Origin of the sequence: Microcoleus sp. K1-B1, assembly GCF_036704705.1 — a bacterium.
In the GTDB taxonomy this organism is placed as follows: domain Bacteria; phylum Cyanobacteriota; class Cyanobacteriia; order Cyanobacteriales; family Microcoleaceae; genus Microcoleus.
This window is the reverse complement of sequence record NZ_JAUBSH010000017.1, coordinates 64,577-81,332: the sequence shown is the minus strand read 5'-3', so window position 1 is coordinate 81,332 and position 16,756 is coordinate 64,577. Positions and strand designations below refer to the sequence as shown.

Below are 16,756 nucleotides of genomic sequence, written 5' to 3'. Positions count from 1 at the left end.
CGCAACCAAAATCCTACCCAAGGTTTCAGCTTATGCCGTTCATGCCCTTCAATTTCCTGTTCCTATGGCTGGTGGGACTGCTGTCCGTCGGGGTACTTGGCGGAGGTATATACATTATTTACGAATGGTACATCGGCGCACTTGTAGGGATTTCCTACTTAATCAGCGGAGTCTTGATGCTTCTTTGGTCTGTTGGTGGCCGCTTTATCAGTTTGCCGCTGTTCCGCCGCCCCGGTGCTGACGAACCGAAGCCGACGCGGACGGGTACGGTTCAGCGAGTAGAGAGGCCTGATGGCACTATTTTACAAGTAGAATTCTACGGCCCAGAGGACGGACAGCCGATTATTCTCTCCCATGGTTGGGGGCCGAATAGTATGGTTTGGTATTACGCGAAACGGCAATTAAGCGATCGCTTCCGAGTGATTGTTTGGGATCTTCCAGGTTTGGGAAAATCCACTCGACCAAAAAACAGCGACTACTCCCTAGAAAAATTTGCCCGCGATCTCGAAGCCGTCATTGCCATAGCAGGAACTAAACCTGTTATCCTACTCGGACACAGCATGGGCGGCATGATTTCTCTAACATTCAGTCGGCTTTTTCCAGAACTTCTCGGTAGTCGAGTAGCTGGTTTAATTCTGGTAGATACCACTTATACTAATCCCGTCAAAACCGCTATTTTTAGCGGTTTATTACGCGCTTTGCAAAAGCCTCTGCTTCAACCTCTGCTCTACCTCACCATAGCTCTTGAACCGATTATGTGGGGAATGACTTGGCTGAGCTATCTCAATGGTTCACTGCACATCAGTGTAGAATTATCGGGATTTAAAGGCACTGAAACGCGCGGTCAATTAGAGTTCTCCGCTTTCTTATCAGCCTTGGGTTCTCCCGGCGTTCTCGCTCGCGGCACACTGGGAATGCTCAAATATGATGAAACAAAAACTTTGCGATCGATTGACATTCCAGTGTTGGTGATCTGCGGCGATTCAGATATTGCCACTACCCCCCCAGCTAGCCTGCGAATGAAAGCAGAATTACCTCAAGCAGAGCTAGTTACTATAAAGCGAGGAGGACACATGGCATTAATCGAGCATAACCAGCAGTTTGCAGAAGCTGTCAGAGCATTTTGCACTGAAATTTCCTGACTAAAAATGTGAGTTAAAATTCTGTAGGTTCTGGCTGGGGATACCCTATTTTTCTTCTTAGTTTTAATGTCCCGAACTAAAGAAGAATCTTTGATAAAGTGATAATAAAGCTTGTCCCCTTGCCCTCTGCACTTTCAACCGCAAGTGTCCCTTTATGGGCTTCAATAATACTCTTTGATAAAAATAATCCTAATCCCCAGCCGGTTTGCTCCTCGGCACAGATGGTTCGACGAAATTGTTGAAATAGGATGGATTGAGCGTCTAGGGCGATCGGATCGCCTTCATTATGAATAGTAAGGCTGATCTGCGTTTCAGTTTGCTGGAGCGTGAGTGTAATCGGCGTATTAGGCGCACCATATTTCACAGCGTTAATTGCTAAATTTTCAATCACCCGCCGTATTTCTTTACGGCTGCAAAAAGTCCTCATATCAGAATCAGAGACTACAATAAACCGCTCTCCATACGCGAAGCTCAAATCTTGTACTACCTCTTGGACTAGCATCTCAAAATCGCATTCTTCAAATTCAATCTTTAAGCTCTGCCCTGCCCGCAGCCGACTCGCATCAAGCAGATTTTGAATCATCGAATCCAGCCGATTGATCGCACCCAGCATCCTCGTCGCCACCTCCATATGGCTGTCTTCTCGTTCAAGCCGCCGCAGAGTTAGTTGAGTTCCCATTTTTACGACATTGATGGGATTTCTGAGATCGTGAGTTAGCGTCACCATAAATAGTTCTTGAATATCTCGCAGCGTTTCGGAGAATTGAGTGGCGGCGTCATTAACGGCTTGCTCAATGGAGCCGATAATAATGTCTCTATCCTCCACTCCTAAAGGTGCTTCTTCTTCTAAAACTTGAAATATTACTTGACGGAGGAGGTGATACTCGAAAATTAGGTGAGTCATAGAGTAGTCAGCATACCCCGCCCGTTCATGCCCATGCAGCTTGCCAATCCGCGTACTTTCTACCTCGTCGGCTGTGACTCGGGCTGGTGTCCTGACAATTCTGCTTGAGAGTTCATCTACCAGTTGGTTTAAGTACAGAGGTAGGGAATCTTGCAAGACAAGAGAATTTTGATGCGTTGATGCACCGACTTCCTCACGCGCCCGCTTCTCCCACATCCCCATAATTTTTTCAGAATTTTGTTTAAGACGGTCAGACGCTGGGTTGGACATCGTTTCTGATTTTCTGGATGAGTGGCTGTTGAGAGAAGATTTTCTCCCTTATTTATAATGCCCCGCAAGCAGTTTTGCAAGTATATAAGCCGCCTCAGCCTCTAAGGAATGAGAATTAAATAACTTAGAATTTTGATGGTTCTTGTGGGATGGGCGTCCCGCCCGTCCAGAAAGGGCGGGCTATAAGCCCAACCCCTACTCCCCACTTTCAAGAGTGTAAATTATTTAATTCGCGATCCTAAAAGGTTAGCAAGTAACAGGTATAAATCTCCTCGTGAAGCAGGCTTGAATATCAGTTCCCATTGCGGTAATTTCTACCGACAGGCAGATGCCAATTCCACAAAACAATTAAAATCCTCCCCCAATTATGTAAGGCCTTAAAATTCCACATCTTCTCGTTCATTGTCGTCGGTTCTGAAAGTATCCAAACCTTTCGCAGCCCAGCGCATTGTTTCAATGTATTTTGCCAGACTCGCCACAGTCGGAGCCTCAAACAAACTGCTGACCGATAACTCGACTTGCAAAGCGTCTCGGATGCGAGAAATTAACTGAGTTGCTAGTAGGGAATGCCCGCCTAGTTCAAAGAAATTATCGTAGATACTAACCTGCTGTTTTCCCAAAACTTTAGCCCAAATTTTCCCGATAGCCTTTTCGAGATCAGTCCGAGGCCCTACATAATTTTCTGTTATATCCTCGCTGTCTGTATCTATATCAGGCAAGGCGCGGCGGTCTACTTTGCCATTAGGAGTCAGCGGCATATTCTCCAACACTGCATAAGTTGCAGGAACCATATATCCTGGTAACTTTTCTTTCAAAAATTGGCGCAGGTGACTTGATTTTAGATTGGGAATTTCTAATTTCTCATTAATGCCGTCAGGAATAACATAAGCTACCAAATGTTTATCGTCGGGGATGTCTTCTCTCACAATTACTACTGCTTCGCGCACTTGTGGATGCTGGCACAAAGCCGCTTCAATTTCTCCCAACTCGATGCGGTAGCCGCGAATTTTTACTTGGTCGTCAACGCGGCCTAAAAACTCGATGTTGCCGTCAGCCCAATAGCGACCTAAATCACCTGTTTTATAAAGCCTAGAACCAGATTTATTGCTAAAAGGATTAGGAATGAATGCAGCAGCAGTTAAATCCGGCTGGTTGAGGTAGCCTTTCGCCAATCCGTCACCGCCGACGTACAATTGACCCATAACACCGATCGCCACAGGCTGCAAATCCGCATCGAGGAGATAAATTTGCGTGTTGGCGATCGGGCGGCCGATGGGGATAGATGTTGCGGTTTCGGGTACGTCTTGCACGCAATAATAAGCCGAAAATGTGGTATTTTCTGTAGGCCCGTAAACGTGAATTAATTGAGTGGTTGGCTTTTGTTTGAGAAGTTTTTTAACCCATCTCATATCGACCGCTTCTCCGCCAAACAGCAAGCAGCGCAGCGAATCAAAAGCTTGGGGTAAAACTCTCGCAATTTGTTGAAATAAGGCAGTTGTTAAAAACAAAACTGTGATGCCTTCTTGGCGCAGTTCTAAGGCTAAATCGTGAGGCGAAAGGGTAATATTTGTGCTAATTCCCACGAGTTGAGCGCCGTTAAGCAAGGCTCCCCAAATCTCGAATGTGGCTGCATCGAATGAAGCGTTTGATGCTTGGGCAATTTTATCGGTAGGTTCTATTTTTATATAGTTGGTGTTGAGTACCAGCCGATTTACTGCTTTGTGGGTGACAGCAACTCCCTTGGGTTTTCCTGTTGATCCAGATGTGTAAATAACGTAAGCTAGGTTGTCTGCTGTTGCGGTGTTGGCGGGATTTTCGGCGCTTTCTTTGGCTATGTCTTCCCAGTCGCGATCGAAGTAAATCACCGAGTTTGAGAAGTCTCGGAAATTCTCAATCAATTTATCCTGAATTAGCAAGACTTTAACTTGAGCATCTTCCAGCATCAAGTTTAGCCGATCGCGCGGATAGCTCGGATCTAACGGTAGGTAAGCTCCTCCCGCTTTCAGTATAGCCAACATCCCGACAATTAGGTCGATCGATCGCTCTGCACAAAGCCCCACTAAAACCTCCGCCCCCACGCCCTTTTTTTGTAGGTAGCGCGCCAGTTGGTTGCTGCGACTGTTGAGTTCTCTGTAAGTCAGGTGCTGGCTGTCGAAAGTTAGGGCGACATCCTCCAGATGCTGCTGGGCCCGCTCCTCAAATAACTGATGAATGCACTTATTTTGAGGATAATCTGTCCGAGTATCGTTCCATTCTCTGAATAATTGATTCACTTCATCCTCGCTCAATAAAGGTAAGTTAGCGATTCTTTGTTCTGGATTAGCGACAATGCTTTCCAGCAGCGTTTTAAAATGCCTCAGCATTCGGGCGATCGTAACTTCATCAAATAAATCCGTATTGTACACAGCTAAGCCTCGGATGCCTTCCGAATCTTCCCACTGTTCGCCGTATCTGTTCCTAAACTTATCCGAAGCTTCCCACAAATGCAGCTCTAAATCAAAGCGCGTTGTTTGAGTCTCCAAATGAAAAGAACTCAACTTTAATCCTGGCAATTCTAGCTCGTCCACCGGCCCATTTTGCAGCCCGAATACCACCTGAAATAACGGGTGGCGATTCAACGATCGCTCGGGGTGCAATTCCTCGACGAGCTTCTCAAAAGGCAAATCTTGGTGAGCATAAGCTCCCAGGGTTACTTCCCGCACCCGGCCCAAAAAATCTCGAAATATCGGGTTTCCCGAACAGTCTGTTCGCAGCACTAAAGTATTGACAAAAAAACCGATTAATGATTCGATTTCGCTGCGGTTGCGATTGGCGATCGGCGAACCTACTACAATATCTTCTTGTTGCGAGTAGCGGTAAAGTAATGTTTGAAATGCTGCGAGCAATGTCATAAATAAAGTCGCTCCTTCTCGCTGCGAGAGCGCTACAAGTGCCTCCTTCAAGTTTTTTGGCAGTTCTAAATATTGAGTTTTTCCGCGATAATTTTGCCTAGCTGGTGCAGGGCGATCTGTCGGCAAATTTAACACCGAAATCCCGTGCAATTGCTGCCGCCAATAAGCTAGCTGAGTTTCTAATACTTCACCTTGCAGCCATTCGCGCTGCCACTCGGCAAAGTCGGCATATTGAAGTGATAATTCTGGCAGAGGAGATGGCTGTTGATTTATCAAAGCTGTATAGATAGCTTCTATTTCTCGAATTAGCACACCGATCGACCAATCATCGGAGGCTATGTGGTGCATATTTACCAATAGAATATGCTCGGTTTCTGTCAGCCGCAGGATGGTGACTCGCATCAGCGGCCCGGTGGATAAATTGAAAGGGCGAAGAGATTCTGCTGCGGAGAGTTTCTTTGCTTCTGTTTGCCGTTGTTCTGGCGGCAAATTTTGCAGATCTAATACTTTTAACTGAGTATTGAAAGCGGGAGAAATTATCTGCACTGGTTGACCTGATACCGCTGCAAAAGTGGTTCGCAAAGTTTCGTGGCGCTGCACTATTTCGTTGAAGGTTTGCTCTAAGGCTGTTAAGTTGAGGGAACCAGTTAAGCGCAGGGCTGTTACTACATTATAGAAAGGGTTTTCCGGTGCGAATTGGTCGAGAAACCACAAGCGCTGCTGGGCAAATGATGCCGGAAAGACAAACACTTCGGATTCTGAAGAAATATTCAGTTTTTCTATATCATTTGTCAAGGAATTGTCATAAATTTCGGATGCCATATCTGTTGCTCTTCGGGGATGGGATGTGTTAATTTTTTGATGGCGCGGGGTGGATTTTTGAGGGTGCGATCGCCTCTTAAAACTTTCGCGAGCAAAAGAGCGGAACTTTTAAAATCATAAACCTGGGTGTGGGAGTGCGGCAGAAAGGCGGGCAAAAGAAACCGGATTTCTGGCCGCAGCATCAAGTTATCCATTGAGGGGCTAGGAGTGCCACCCCCCAATCAAATTTAGTCGCGGAACGGGCTCTTAGGTTTGTGAGTCGGGTGCAATCGGGTGAGTTATATGCGAGAATTACCGGGAGCAATTCGTGGAGAGGTCAAGGTGTAGTGTCAGGAACCTCAGCCTAAAGGCATGAGGCTTGAAGGAGAAATCTACCAAGCCGTTCTGACCAGCCTAAGTCTTAACTGGCTACGTTTTTTGAGTCACGACACCAGGAGAATGCGAAGCTAGTTCCCTGCTCTGTCGCTGGTAGTTAAACAGTCTTAAGGTCACTGAGACAGTGCTACGGGCCTAACAAGCTCATTAAACCTTGGCGAAGCTAACTTTACCCCGCAAGGGAGGCTCGAAAGAGCAAAACACTATGCGTACAGGGCTGGGAAGTTTGAGGCGGTAATTGTCCCGTTGAAAGTGCAACACAAAAGCACACCGAGCCAACCAGTCCCAAGGCGGTAGTAAATCAAAAATGTAAAGCCGTCCTTTTAGGACGGAGTTTCTACCCATTTTTCTGATGATTTCTAATTGCACAAAGTGTTGTTGGGGGGATTAAGAGCGGGATAGCTTTGCTTCACGCAATTTTCTCACATTTGTAGCTTAGCGACTACTATTGATTCAACAGTGTCCGCAATCTTTTAGAGCCACTCACTAGAACTTGCGGTCTGATTTGGCAAAATACTTAAGAACAGTGAACGTGCAGTTTAAATTAGAGGTTATAGGCTAATGGCGCAGCGGAACGTATACTCGTCAAAGGGCGAGCCAGAGGATGCACAATCAGCAGAAGAAGTCCTTCACTCAGTAATGCAAGAACTGGACGCTTTGCATGAAAATGTCAAAGGCCAGTTAAATCAAGACATTACTCGGCTGCAAACTGAAAAAAATCACCTGATTGAAGATATTGAAGACCTCCGGGAGCAATATCGCAAATTGCAGTCTCAGCAAATGGAATCTCTGTCGGGGCGATACATTCAGCAGCAGCAATTGTGGCTGAAGCAGTTGGCTCAAGTTTTGGCTCACAATTTGCAGGATTTGTTGGTGCAGCGGTTCAACGAACTCAGTGCTAATTCGGGAAATTCTCTCAGCAGCCCTATTCCCAGTGGCGAGTTTCCGATACCCTTGCCACCGAGCAACTACGACGAACGGGCCTCGCAGTTGTTGGCGGCACTGGATGAAAGGATCGATCGCAGTTTCCAGATGCTGGAACAAGATTTAACCAGTTACGAGAGCGAGCTTTCCGTGCGGCTCAACAACATGAAAACCCTGGAACTGCAAGGGGAAGAGCTGTTACAAAATCTCGTAAACCGCATCAGGGAAGAACTCGAAGAAGAAGAAGCATATCTTGAAAATCCTTTCGATGCTCAAGATTCCTATGTCGAGGAATCAACTAATTCTCTTAATTCTGTCCGCCCGCAACTTCTGCAGCCAACACCTGTGGAAACGCCGCGAGAAACAGTGCCACAGCCTTCTTCAGCGCCTGCTGCAACTGTTAAAGCATCTTCTCAAGTACAGACAGGTTTGGTGCTGGCTTTGTCTTCGGCGGTGGTATTGTCGCTGTTTAATGTTTGTTTAAGAATTTTGATTAAAGCCAAAAATCCTCGGGTGGTTTTTGGGTTGTTTGAATTTCCGGGGGTGGTGACTCCAGGTTTTGGAAATTCTTTGTTGATTTTGTTGATGCGGCTGATCGTGGTGATGGCTTTGATGCCGATATTGGCGACATTTCTGTATCCTTCTGTGTGGAAAGATATTAGGCGGTTGTTCGAGTCGGGCGATCGAGCTTTGTGGAGTAAGGTTTTAGGAAGCGCATTTTTTCTGTTTTTGTCTCAGGTTTTGATTTATTTGGCGATCGGCAATATTCCAGCCGGGATTGCCATTACGATTTTCTTTATTTACCCGATCGTCACCGTACTAGGTTCTTGGATTTTGTTTGGTTCTCGCCCTAGCAAAGTCGGCTTTTTGGCGATAGTGGGGATTACCGCAGGTTTGATTTTAGTTGGGTGGCCGAGTTTTGCGGTCCAACCTCCGGGCGGCGGCAATGTCGGGGTGGGAGTCACGGCTGCACTGGCTTCTGGGATTACCTTTGCAGGTTACGTATTGCTAACGCAAATGGCCGCCGGCAAGCTGCACCCAATTCCTTTTAGTTTAGTTAATTTCGCCGCGATTTTTGTATTTTCCTCCCTGAGTTTGTGGGTGCCACTGTCGGAAAATTTTTCTCCTAAAATAGACCAAAATGTTTGGCCTGGTTTGATTGTGGGAGGCGTTGTTTTAGGGGTGCTGACGCTGTTTAGCTATCTTTTGAATAATTTTGCCATCCGGTTCGCGGGGGCGGCCTTAGCGTCAGTAATTGGCACTTTGGGGCCGGCAATGACCGCACTCTTCGGGTTTCTAATTATCAATGAGAAGTTGCAGCCTGTGGCAATTCTCGGCATGGCTGTGGTGACGTTGAGTGTGGCTGCTATGAGTGTGGAACGCATAGTCGCTCCTCAAAAGAAGGCTGGTTGAGGTAATATTTTTCTTTAACGGTATAGCCTTTCTCAGGTACATGAGCTGCCAACCCAACCTACAGAAGAAAAACTAATACCAATTTTCTGTGAAGCTGCATAGAATAGATCCTTGACCAGAAAAGATTTCAGGCTTCCGATTCTATGCAGCTTCATACATAATTGGTATTAGTTGATACTGTAGGTTGGGTTTCCTTCCTCAATCCAACACAGGGTGTATCCACGATTTTTCATAGAAACCGGTTTTTTTGCCTTAGTCCTAATCTATTCAGTCTAGCTAAAAGCCATGCAAAAATTAACCATAAAATCGACATTTTTACTGTTGTCATTAGTCTTATCTTTAGGACTATCTTTGCCTGCGCGTGCAGATGTGCTGACACCAGGATATACTAAAGTTTATGCCTGTTTTAAAATTGATAACTTAAATAAATATCCTCAGTATTTATTTATAGCTGTCGTCCGCTCTGTTAACCGGAACCCGACACTCCCATATAGTCATAGAATCCTCAAGCCAAATCTGTGTTTTGGTGACCGCGGATATCGGATGTATAGCCAAGTTTACGCCCTGCCAAAATCAGCGGTTAAACCTGGAGAAATTCTCGCCGAACAACTTAAAAAATTTGATGAAAAAGATCGACGTTTAATTCCATCAAAACTACAAATTGAGCACTCGCGATCTGTCGCCGCCATCTTCGTTGGGGACATTACGGATGTATTGGAAATTGTTTCTATCAGTAACAACAATCTAGAATTAAGGGAGAAAAGCAGTAATTCTCAAATGTTTATTTTGGGGCTTTTAGTGCTTTCCAGCCTCGTCGTAACAGCTATAGTAATTTTTAGATGGCGCAAGCTGCCTAAATAGTTTCGCTTTAATGCTATCCGTTCTTGCTATAGCAATCCTTGCACCTCATGGAGACGATGGAAACCTTACCGCCAAGACATAAGTTGGTGCTAATAGCAGCAATTGTGCTTGTGCTAGCCTGCGCTCTGATATCAGTTGCTTTGCCACTAGCAACTTACACGCTCGCCCTGGCAATGTTTGGACTAGCTCACGTCATCACCGAATTGCGCTATGTTGATGGTCGTTTTAATTCTCGCCTGGGAAACAACTTACGTTTGGGGATGATTTGGCTCCTGCTGCTAATTGTTAGCTTCCGCACCTGCTTTATGCTGGGCTTGATTTCTAGCTTGCAGATCGCACCTTTAGAATTAACTTGCGTTGCGTGCCTAGCAGGATTAGTCGTTCCTAAACTCGCCTTGCGTAGTTGGCTGTGGGGTGCTTTTGGCATAGCAGTGGTGGCGGGAGTGACGGCAGGCATTGCGATCGCGCCTGCTATGTTGCTGTTGGTTTTTAGTATCTTGCACAACCTAACACCAGTTGGTTTCATCGCCGAAAGACTACGAGGCGAACGGCGACAGCGCGCTTTATGCTGCTGTTTGCTAGTTTTTGTTACCATACCGCTGCTAATTCTTTCCGGCTTGCCACACGCCGCCTTAGCTCAACTTCATCTGCTATCTCCCTCAGTTTCGCTGCTGAAAGCAGGGTCACTTTCCTCTCACTTGGGCGTATTTGTACCTCCAGAGCTGCACGGGGAAGCTATGGGCGACCGAGCTTTCTCTGCCGCCGTGTTCCTTCAGTGTATGCACTATGCGGTTGTTCTCGGCGTACTGCCTCACTGGGATGATGCTGCGAGTTGGGCAAAAGCTCGTACTTTCTTTCCTTGGCAAAGGGGCTGGCTGTTTCGCGGGACAGTTGCTATCTTGGGAACACTTTTATTTGTGGCTTTTACTCAATCTTTTACAGGTACTCGCAGCGTTTACTCGTTGGTAGCTGCTATTCATGCTTGGTTAGAAATTCCCATTTTGTTGCTGGCTATAGTTTGTCCTGCGGAAACAGGGTTCATCGAAGTTAAAGCAGTTGGTAGATAGCCAAGCCGCCGAAGAAAGAGGTGGCATTAGCAATTGCTGACAGAAAAAGTCCTTGCCGCCAGCCTATTTTACCTACTAGCGCGTAGAAAGCCCCTTCCGCTATCGTCACAATGATTTCGATCGATCCTGCTCGTTCTGGAAATCTCAAATAGGGAATCAGCATTTGGGAGCCGATCCAAGCTATGGGATGAGTTACAAGAGTAGCAATGCCAGCGCAGATTAGCAGCAAGAGCAGCTTTTTGTCAGGTCTTGGTTCCATAAGCTGTGCTAACAGCAGAACAGTTGGAACTTCAATTGCTAGCGAAATTAATAGTGCTAAATTTTGGGTCATTTTTTCTAGAGTTACAAAGGTGGGCGATTTTTGAAGGCGATAAATAATTGCCCTTGGACTCTGATCACTCAAAACAAACAGCTACTCGAAAACCCACAATACTAGCCTTGCAATCCGGCTGATATCTGAGGCGACACGCGCTGCGACAATTCGGAGGATGATCGTTCCAAGAACCGCCCCGCAACAACCTCAGCGAAGAGTCCGCGTCAGACTCCCAAACGCTACCATCCGCAGGCGCACCGTTATAATTATTGTGCCAAGAATCCGCGCACCATTCCCAAACATTTCCGTGGAAATCGTACAATCCAAAAGCATTAGGTTTAAAACTGCCAACATCTGTTGTTTGAAAGCGATAAACTCCCTTGGGCGCATCAGCGTAATTAGAATTTCCGTTGTAATTGGCTAACTCGCTGGTAATCGTTTCCCCAAAGTGAAACGGCCCCGTAGTTTGCCCCCGGCAAGCATATTCCCATTGGGCTTCGCTAGGCAAGCGATAATTCTTACCAGTTTTGCGAGAAAGTCGATCGCAAAACTCCACAGCCTCGTACCAAGATACATTTTCTACAGGTCGATTTGCACCTTTAAAACGGGCCGCATCGGGATTGAGAAATATTTGAATTTCCGGCAGCGCGGCAACTGCTGTCCACTGTGCCTGAGTGACGGGAAATTTGCCCATATAGAAAGATGCTAAAGTTACTAGGTGCTGCGGTTTTTCGTCGCTGTCACCGCGATCGTTTGGAGAACCCATCAGGAAAGTACCGCCAGGAACAGATACCATTTCCAGCAGTGTACTGTTACCGAGATGTTCTTCAAAAAAACGCGCTTGGCCGCTGTTAACATTAATTTGCTTCCCGCGCTTGTCTACTGTCACCACCTGAAATTCAAAAGTGCTTTTGACAGCAGCACTTCTCTGCGATGCCTTGTTCTGAGGCGGATTGGTGCGGAATTTTTCCCTGGGATTGACAGAGATATTGCTATTTATTTGCCCGCTTTGATTGAGGGGGGTATTGATGGCAAGTTGTCCTCCCTTTGTCCGAAAAGAATTTAGAGCAAGTTCTCCTCCATTGGCACAATGGGGTTGGGGAGGTAAAGAATAAAGATTTAAAGCTTTGATTACTTCATCAGCAGATTGATATCTATTTTTGAGATAATCTTGAATTAATTTATCTAAAACCTTTGCCAACTCGCTGCTGATTTTTGTGCCGGCTGGCAACCGTTCTCTCCACATCCAGCCGCCCTTGATCGGGTCATAAAGGTCATCGGAACCGTCAACTTTTGGCAAACATTGAGTTAGCAGTCTCAGGCAAGTTATTCCCAAACTGTACAAATCGCTGCCGGGGAAAACTTGACCGCGCATTTGTTCTACAGGCGAATATCCGGGCGTTCCTACCGTCGTGCCTACTTTGCTCATCAGGGAACCCGTTACTTGTTTGGAAATGCCGAAATCTATCAAAACTAACTCTCCCCGCCCTCCCCTTCGGAAAGCTGAATTCCGAAAATTTCCGGCTTTTGGCAGGGATGAGCTAACAGAGGTGCGCCGCCGCATGATATTCTCAAGTTTGATGTCTCGGTGAATGACATGGCGATCGTGCACAAATTTCAAAATCGGCAGTACATCTGCCAACAACTGCCAAATTTTTTCTTCGCTAAAAACGCCCTGCTGAGTTAATTCTGCTAGTAAAGTTTGCCCCTCAATCAACTCTTGTACTAAATAAAGTCGCTTGTCTTGTTCAAAATAAGCAATTAATCGAGGAATTTGGGGATGTTCACCGAGTTCGTAAAGTCGTTTCGCTTCTTCCTTAAACAATTGTGCGGCTTTTTCAAGTGCTGAGGTTCCTTGAAATTGGGGTACAAACTGCTTAATTACGCAGGGATCGTCCATGCGATCCGTATCTACCGCTTCATAAGTTCTGCCAAATCCCCCTTCGCCCAACAGTCGAATCACGCGGTAGCGGTTTCTGAAGAGAGGCGTGAGGTCGGACTGGCCGCAACTTTGACAAAATTTAGAGTTGTCGGGATTGAAAGGATTAGAACACTTGGGATTAGAACAGTAGAACATATCTGGGAAGAAATGATCCGGTTAAGATTATGATATATCTTTTTGGCTTCCTCATGGAATCCTAACAATTAATAATTGGTTATTGACAATTGACCGTAGGGAGGGCATTACCCCCCGCTTGTGTAGCCCCAAGGGAGAAAGTAGAAGGCAGAATTTAAAACGTCAATTAATCCAAAGAAAGTGATTTGAGCGCAAAAAATGCCAGCGCGATCGACCGATTTTACCACCCCGCTTACCGCCGATATTCGTCTGGGGATCTTGGTAATTGCTTTACAGAAGCCAGTATAGTACAAGTTGGCGATCGCCCAACCAAAAAGCGATCGCACTCAAAGAACGATCGGACTAGAAACTAAGAAAGCGATTTCAATAAGCAATTCCATCGCTTCATCGGGGCGTAAGAGTTATACAAGCTCGATCGCCCTTAAAGGCGATCGGGGTAATTTCAACCGAAAATGTCATAATTCTGCTGCTTTTACCAATTTTATAGTCCCGCTAAATAACTGTATTCTTGAATATTTTGACTACTAAAATAAGTAATAAAAATAGACCACAGCATGATACGGACACTATTGTTTCTGTGATATTGGGTGATATGAAGATGATAAATCCCTGATCTTTAATCAAGGCAGAGAAGCTGGAGACACAAAATGGCATGAGATATAACCTGAATGCCTGCCAATGATCTCTTTTGCCTTTACTAGAAGAAACACTTAGCATCAAACCCGTACCGATTACAGCACTTATACCAATTGAATTGATCCATATCTTAACAGAAGGATCAAAATGAAAACAAACTACTACAATATACCAAATTAGATAGCACCAGAGAATAGCTTTATCTAATTTGATTTCATAAAGATATTGAATTAACCCTTTCATAACTCTTGGAGTTTAGACTAAGCAGGTCAAAAAGTGCGATCGCACTGAGACTAGCGAAGAGTTCTCAAGAACGGCAATGGTCGCTGGTGACCAGCTATCAGGCTCAACCATAAGATAGAGGCCAGCGACCGTTGACGTTCTCGGAGACTTGCAACAGAAAAAAAACTGTCTTCGATAGTTTCAACAGACAGCGTAAGGGTAGAAGATGGAGAATTCAGCTAAAAATCTCAAATCTACCTGCCATCTCTGTTTGAACAATTACGGGAATTTCGTCAACTTGCTTATGAATGTCTCGGCAATGCCTGCATATGCCACCTTTGAACTAGCAGACGCGATAATAGACCTCTTGCAAAAAAAATATGTGCTATCTATCCTTAAAAGTCTGCTCAAGTTTAGGTCAAACTTTGAATTATTGGGTTGATTGGCATCTCCTTAAACTTGCCCAGCCTGCAAGATTGAAAAATTGTCTAAATTTTACATAACATAATAGCACAAAATTATTTTGCCAGAGGTCTAATGACGACTCGCCACGTCTCATGTGCGAGGAGATTTAGCCCTCAATCCCTTATTTCGGCGTGAGTGGTCAAGCGTCTACGAAGCACTACAAGACTGTAGACCCGTCCCTTGGGCGTTGCTGAATCAAGGTATGAATGCCCCAGGAATGGGAATATCGTGAGATTTTAAGTAATGTATTAATAACTTAATAGAATTTTTGAGCATTTTCTCACATTTAGAATAACAAATAGTCTTGCGAGCTAGTCTGGCTTGCGTAATGTCTTAGTCTTGTATTTTCCCTTCTACTCGTGTCATATAAGTCTTACTGATAATCTGATACCCATCAGGAATAAACATGGGATATACAGACCATCCATCAGTTACATAAAAGTAGCATTTTCTTGCACTTGCTTGGTTCCATAATGGTTCAAATGTCTTAGCAATATGCTCCTCTAATACCATCCTAAAATTCCTGGTTGAAAGTGGTCAACCGCTGTCCAAAACCAGATTTTGTCTGTTTTTTTTACATAAGTTTGTAATTAATCGAACTCACCAACTTCTGGGATAACTAACGGCGATTCACTTGTAACCAAATTTCCAGCGTCACCAGCAGCCACAGCTTCAGCCCATAGCGGGGAAAAACTTCCCCACGATAGTTTAGCCACTCGCGGATTAGTGTTCGATCGAGGTAAGGCGCGATCGCCGCATGACGATTCAGCAGCAACGATCGCGCTTGCCGCTGCCAATCCCTCAAAAACCACTGCTGCATCGACATCACCATGCCGCTTTTCGGACGGTTGACAATGACATCGGGCAGCAAATCCGCCACAGCAGCCTTGAGAACCGCTTTTTCCTGCGCGCCCGAAAGCTTATATTCGGGCGGAATTTGCAAACTCAGTGCCACCATCCGCGAATCAAACAAAGGCGATCGAGCTTCCAATCCCGCCGCAGCGGTGAGATTATTCACCTTGGTCAAAATGTAATCGGCTCCTTTAAACTCAATGTTGAGCCGCATCAGCCGATTCAAAAACGTTGTTTCTGTCTGTTGCAATTCCTCAGCAAAGACGGAAGGCGCATTCTTCACCTTTTCCCAAACCTCCGGCTTCAGCAAACGTGGCAAATCCACATAGCATTTTTGAAACGAAGTCAAGTAAGCTGCGATCGGATCTGGTTTACCCTGAATCGAACCATACAAACTATTCAGCAGCATCGGCTTATTTTTCGGCCCGCCAAAGCACGGATCGCCGCCTTCGCCATTCAGTACCACGTCTGCGAATTGCTTTGCCGATCGCCCCAGCAGCAAATTGGGCACCGTCAAGCCTTCCCCCACCGGATCATCCATCGCCGCCAGCGTTTCCGGCAGCAACTCCCAAATTTGCTGCGGCGAAACTTCTAAAATATGGTGCTCAGTGCCACAATGTGCCGCAACGATGTTGGCAAATTCAATCTCGCTGGGATATTGAGCGCCAAAGTGCATCGAGAAAGTGTGTACCGGACGATCGTGCAGCCTTGCGGCGATCGCCGTGACGCAACTTGAATCAATACCACCCGAAAGATATGCTGCGACTGGTTCTCCCGCTGGTAGCGCTTCCTGCACCAGTTGTTCCAAAAGCGATCGCACTTGTTGACTGTGCCATTCCAAAGGGCGATCGGCGTTAGTAATTTGCTCCTGTGGCTGCCAGTATCTCTGCGCCTCAATATCCGGTAAGTACAAATAGCTACCGGGCCGCAACTCTCGCACGGCTTCCCACAGCGTTTGTGCTCCGGGTACAAAGGCACAGCACAAGTAGTCGCGCAAAGCAACTAAATCAAGTTCTCGATCGTGATACGGATTGAGCGATCGCAGTCGAGGCGCGATCCAGCGAGTCGTTCCTGTACTGGTGTAATAGAGGGTTTTGGCTCCAACGCGATCGCGCCCCAGACACAAGGTTTGCTCGTCTCTATCCCACACTGCAAGGGCAAATTGTCCTGACAGTAAGCTCAGTGTTTTAGTACCGTACTGTTCCCATAGCCGCCCGACGATCGCCAAATCGGTCAATCCATCTGTGTCAATCTGTTCTTTGAGAAGAATAGTGCGATCGAAGCAGCAGTCACCTACCAGCACAAATCGCCGATCGCGGCTGAAGGTGGGTTCAGCTCCGATTATGGCAAAACCGGACGTTTCCCAAGTTGCAGGGTGCGATCGGGCTTCTGGGCCCCAAGCAATCACCCAATTAGGGTAGATAGACTTCTGAGTCTGCATTTTAAATAAAACATCTCCCATAATTATTGTGGAACAGGCATCTTGCCTGTTCAAAACAGGCTTTTCTGGAGATGACTATTA

Annotated in this window: 11 protein-coding genes and 1 pseudogene; 5 read left to right on the top strand and 7 right to left on the bottom strand. The window is 46.0% G+C overall.

Going from position 1 to position 16,756, the window contains the following annotated elements; all coding sequences use genetic code 11:
* Window positions 1-41: 41 nt before the first annotated feature.
* Window positions 42-1,142 (top strand): alpha/beta hydrolase, encoded by a 1,101-nt coding sequence (locus QUA83_RS09120; RefSeq protein ID WP_333292651.1) that lies wholly within the window; start codon window positions 42-44, stop codon window positions 1,140-1,142.
* A 76-nt stretch (window positions 1,143-1,218) separates the two neighbouring features.
* On the opposite strand, the gene QUA83_RS09115 is transcribed toward QUA83_RS09120, so the two are convergent.
* The 3 genes from QUA83_RS09115 to QUA83_RS09105 form a co-directional block, all read right to left on the bottom strand.
* A complete protein-coding gene (locus QUA83_RS09115; protein WP_333292650.1) occupies window positions 1,219-2,316 on the bottom strand; it encodes a HAMP domain-containing sensor histidine kinase in 1,098 nt (365 codons plus the stop codon).
* Between the two features lie 377 nt (window positions 2,317-2,693).
* Window positions 2,694-6,029 (bottom strand): amino acid adenylation domain-containing protein, encoded by a 3,336-nt coding sequence (locus tag QUA83_RS09110; RefSeq protein WP_333292649.1) that lies wholly within the window; start codon window positions 6,027-6,029, stop codon window positions 2,694-2,696.
* A complete protein-coding gene (locus QUA83_RS09105) occupies window positions 5,999-6,223 on the bottom strand; it encodes a hypothetical protein (protein ID WP_333292648.1) in 225 nt (74 codons plus the stop codon). The genes QUA83_RS09110 and QUA83_RS09105 overlap by 31 nt, the downstream gene beginning before the upstream one ends.
* A 742-nt stretch (window positions 6,224-6,965) precedes the next feature.
* Between QUA83_RS09105 and QUA83_RS09100 the strand changes: the two genes are divergently transcribed.
* From QUA83_RS09100 to QUA83_RS09090, 3 genes are all read left to right on the top strand, one after another.
* The gene (locus QUA83_RS09100; RefSeq protein ID WP_333292646.1) at window positions 6,966-8,741 is read left to right on the top strand and encodes an EamA family transporter; all 1,776 of its coding nucleotides are present in this window, start codon (window positions 6,966-6,968) and stop codon (window positions 8,739-8,741) included.
* 285 nt (window positions 8,742-9,026) lie between these two features.
* Window positions 9,027-9,602, top strand: coding sequence for a hypothetical protein (locus tag QUA83_RS09095; RefSeq protein WP_333292644.1), 576 nt, complete (start codon window positions 9,027-9,029; stop codon window positions 9,600-9,602).
* Between the two features lie 56 nt (window positions 9,603-9,658).
* A complete protein-coding gene (locus QUA83_RS09090) occupies window positions 9,659-10,669 on the top strand; it encodes a hypothetical protein (RefSeq protein ID WP_333292642.1) in 1,011 nt (336 codons plus the stop codon).
* Here the strand turns inward: QUA83_RS09090 and QUA83_RS09085 are convergent.
* Both QUA83_RS09085 and QUA83_RS09080 read right to left on the bottom strand, forming a co-directional pair.
* Window positions 10,650-11,000 (bottom strand): hypothetical protein, encoded by a 351-nt coding sequence (locus QUA83_RS09085; protein WP_333292640.1) that lies wholly within the window; start codon window positions 10,998-11,000, stop codon window positions 10,650-10,652. The two genes, QUA83_RS09090 and QUA83_RS09085, sit on opposite strands and share 20 nt — an antisense overlap.
* A gap of 64 nt (window positions 11,001-11,064) precedes the next feature.
* On the bottom strand, window positions 11,065-13,059 hold the full coding sequence (locus tag QUA83_RS09080; RefSeq protein ID WP_333292639.1) for a bifunctional serine/threonine-protein kinase/formylglycine-generating enzyme family protein: 1,995 nt from the start codon (window positions 13,057-13,059) through the stop codon (window positions 11,065-11,067).
* Between the two features lie 185 nt (window positions 13,060-13,244).
* On the opposite strand from QUA83_RS09080, the gene QUA83_RS09075 reads away from it, so the two are divergent.
* On the top strand, window positions 13,245-13,412 hold the full coding sequence (locus tag QUA83_RS09075; RefSeq protein ID WP_333292637.1) for a hypothetical protein: 168 nt from the start codon (window positions 13,245-13,247) through the stop codon (window positions 13,410-13,412).
* A gap of 1,165 nt (window positions 13,413-14,577) precedes the next feature.
* Here QUA83_RS09075 and QUA83_RS09070 read toward each other — a convergent pair.
* Window positions 14,578-15,002 (bottom strand): annotated as a pseudogene (locus QUA83_RS09070) (IS1 family transposase); the annotation flags it as partial.
* Window positions 15,002-16,729 carry an asparagine synthase-related protein gene (locus tag QUA83_RS09065; protein WP_333292635.1) on the bottom strand — a complete coding sequence of 576 codons (1,728 nt, stop codon included), beginning with the start codon at window positions 16,727-16,729 and terminating at the stop codon, window positions 15,002-15,004. The gene QUA83_RS09065 and the pseudogene QUA83_RS09070, both read right to left, overlap by 1 nt.
* Between the last annotated feature and the right edge of the window lie 27 nt (window positions 16,730-16,756).

Bases quoted from the DNA above. Each gene is read 5' to 3' on its own strand.
- QUA83_RS09120 (WP_333292651.1), top strand. From the start codon at position 42: ATGCCCTTCAATTTCCTGTTCCTATGGCTGGTGGGACTGCTGTCCGTC.
- QUA83_RS09115 (WP_333292650.1), bottom strand. From the start codon at position 2,316: ATGTCCAACCCAGCGTCTGACCGTCTTAAACAAAATTCTGAAAAAATT.
- QUA83_RS09110 (WP_333292649.1), bottom strand. From the start codon at position 6,029: ATGGCATCCGAAATTTATGACAATTCCTTGACAAATGATATAGAAAAA.
- QUA83_RS09105 (WP_333292648.1), bottom strand. From the start codon at position 6,223: ATGGATAACTTGATGCTGCGGCCAGAAATCCGGTTTCTTTTGCCCGCC.
- QUA83_RS09100 (WP_333292646.1), top strand. From the start codon at position 6,966: ATGGCGCAGCGGAACGTATACTCGTCAAAGGGCGAGCCAGAGGATGCA.
- QUA83_RS09095 (WP_333292644.1), top strand. From the start codon at position 9,027: ATGCAAAAATTAACCATAAAATCGACATTTTTACTGTTGTCATTAGTC.
- QUA83_RS09090 (WP_333292642.1), top strand. From the start codon at position 9,659: ATGGAAACCTTACCGCCAAGACATAAGTTGGTGCTAATAGCAGCAATT.
- QUA83_RS09085 (WP_333292640.1), bottom strand. From the start codon at position 11,000: ATGACCCAAAATTTAGCACTATTAATTTCGCTAGCAATTGAAGTTCCA.
- QUA83_RS09080 (WP_333292639.1), bottom strand. From the start codon at position 13,059: ATGTTCTACTGTTCTAATCCCAAGTGTTCTAATCCTTTCAATCCCGAC.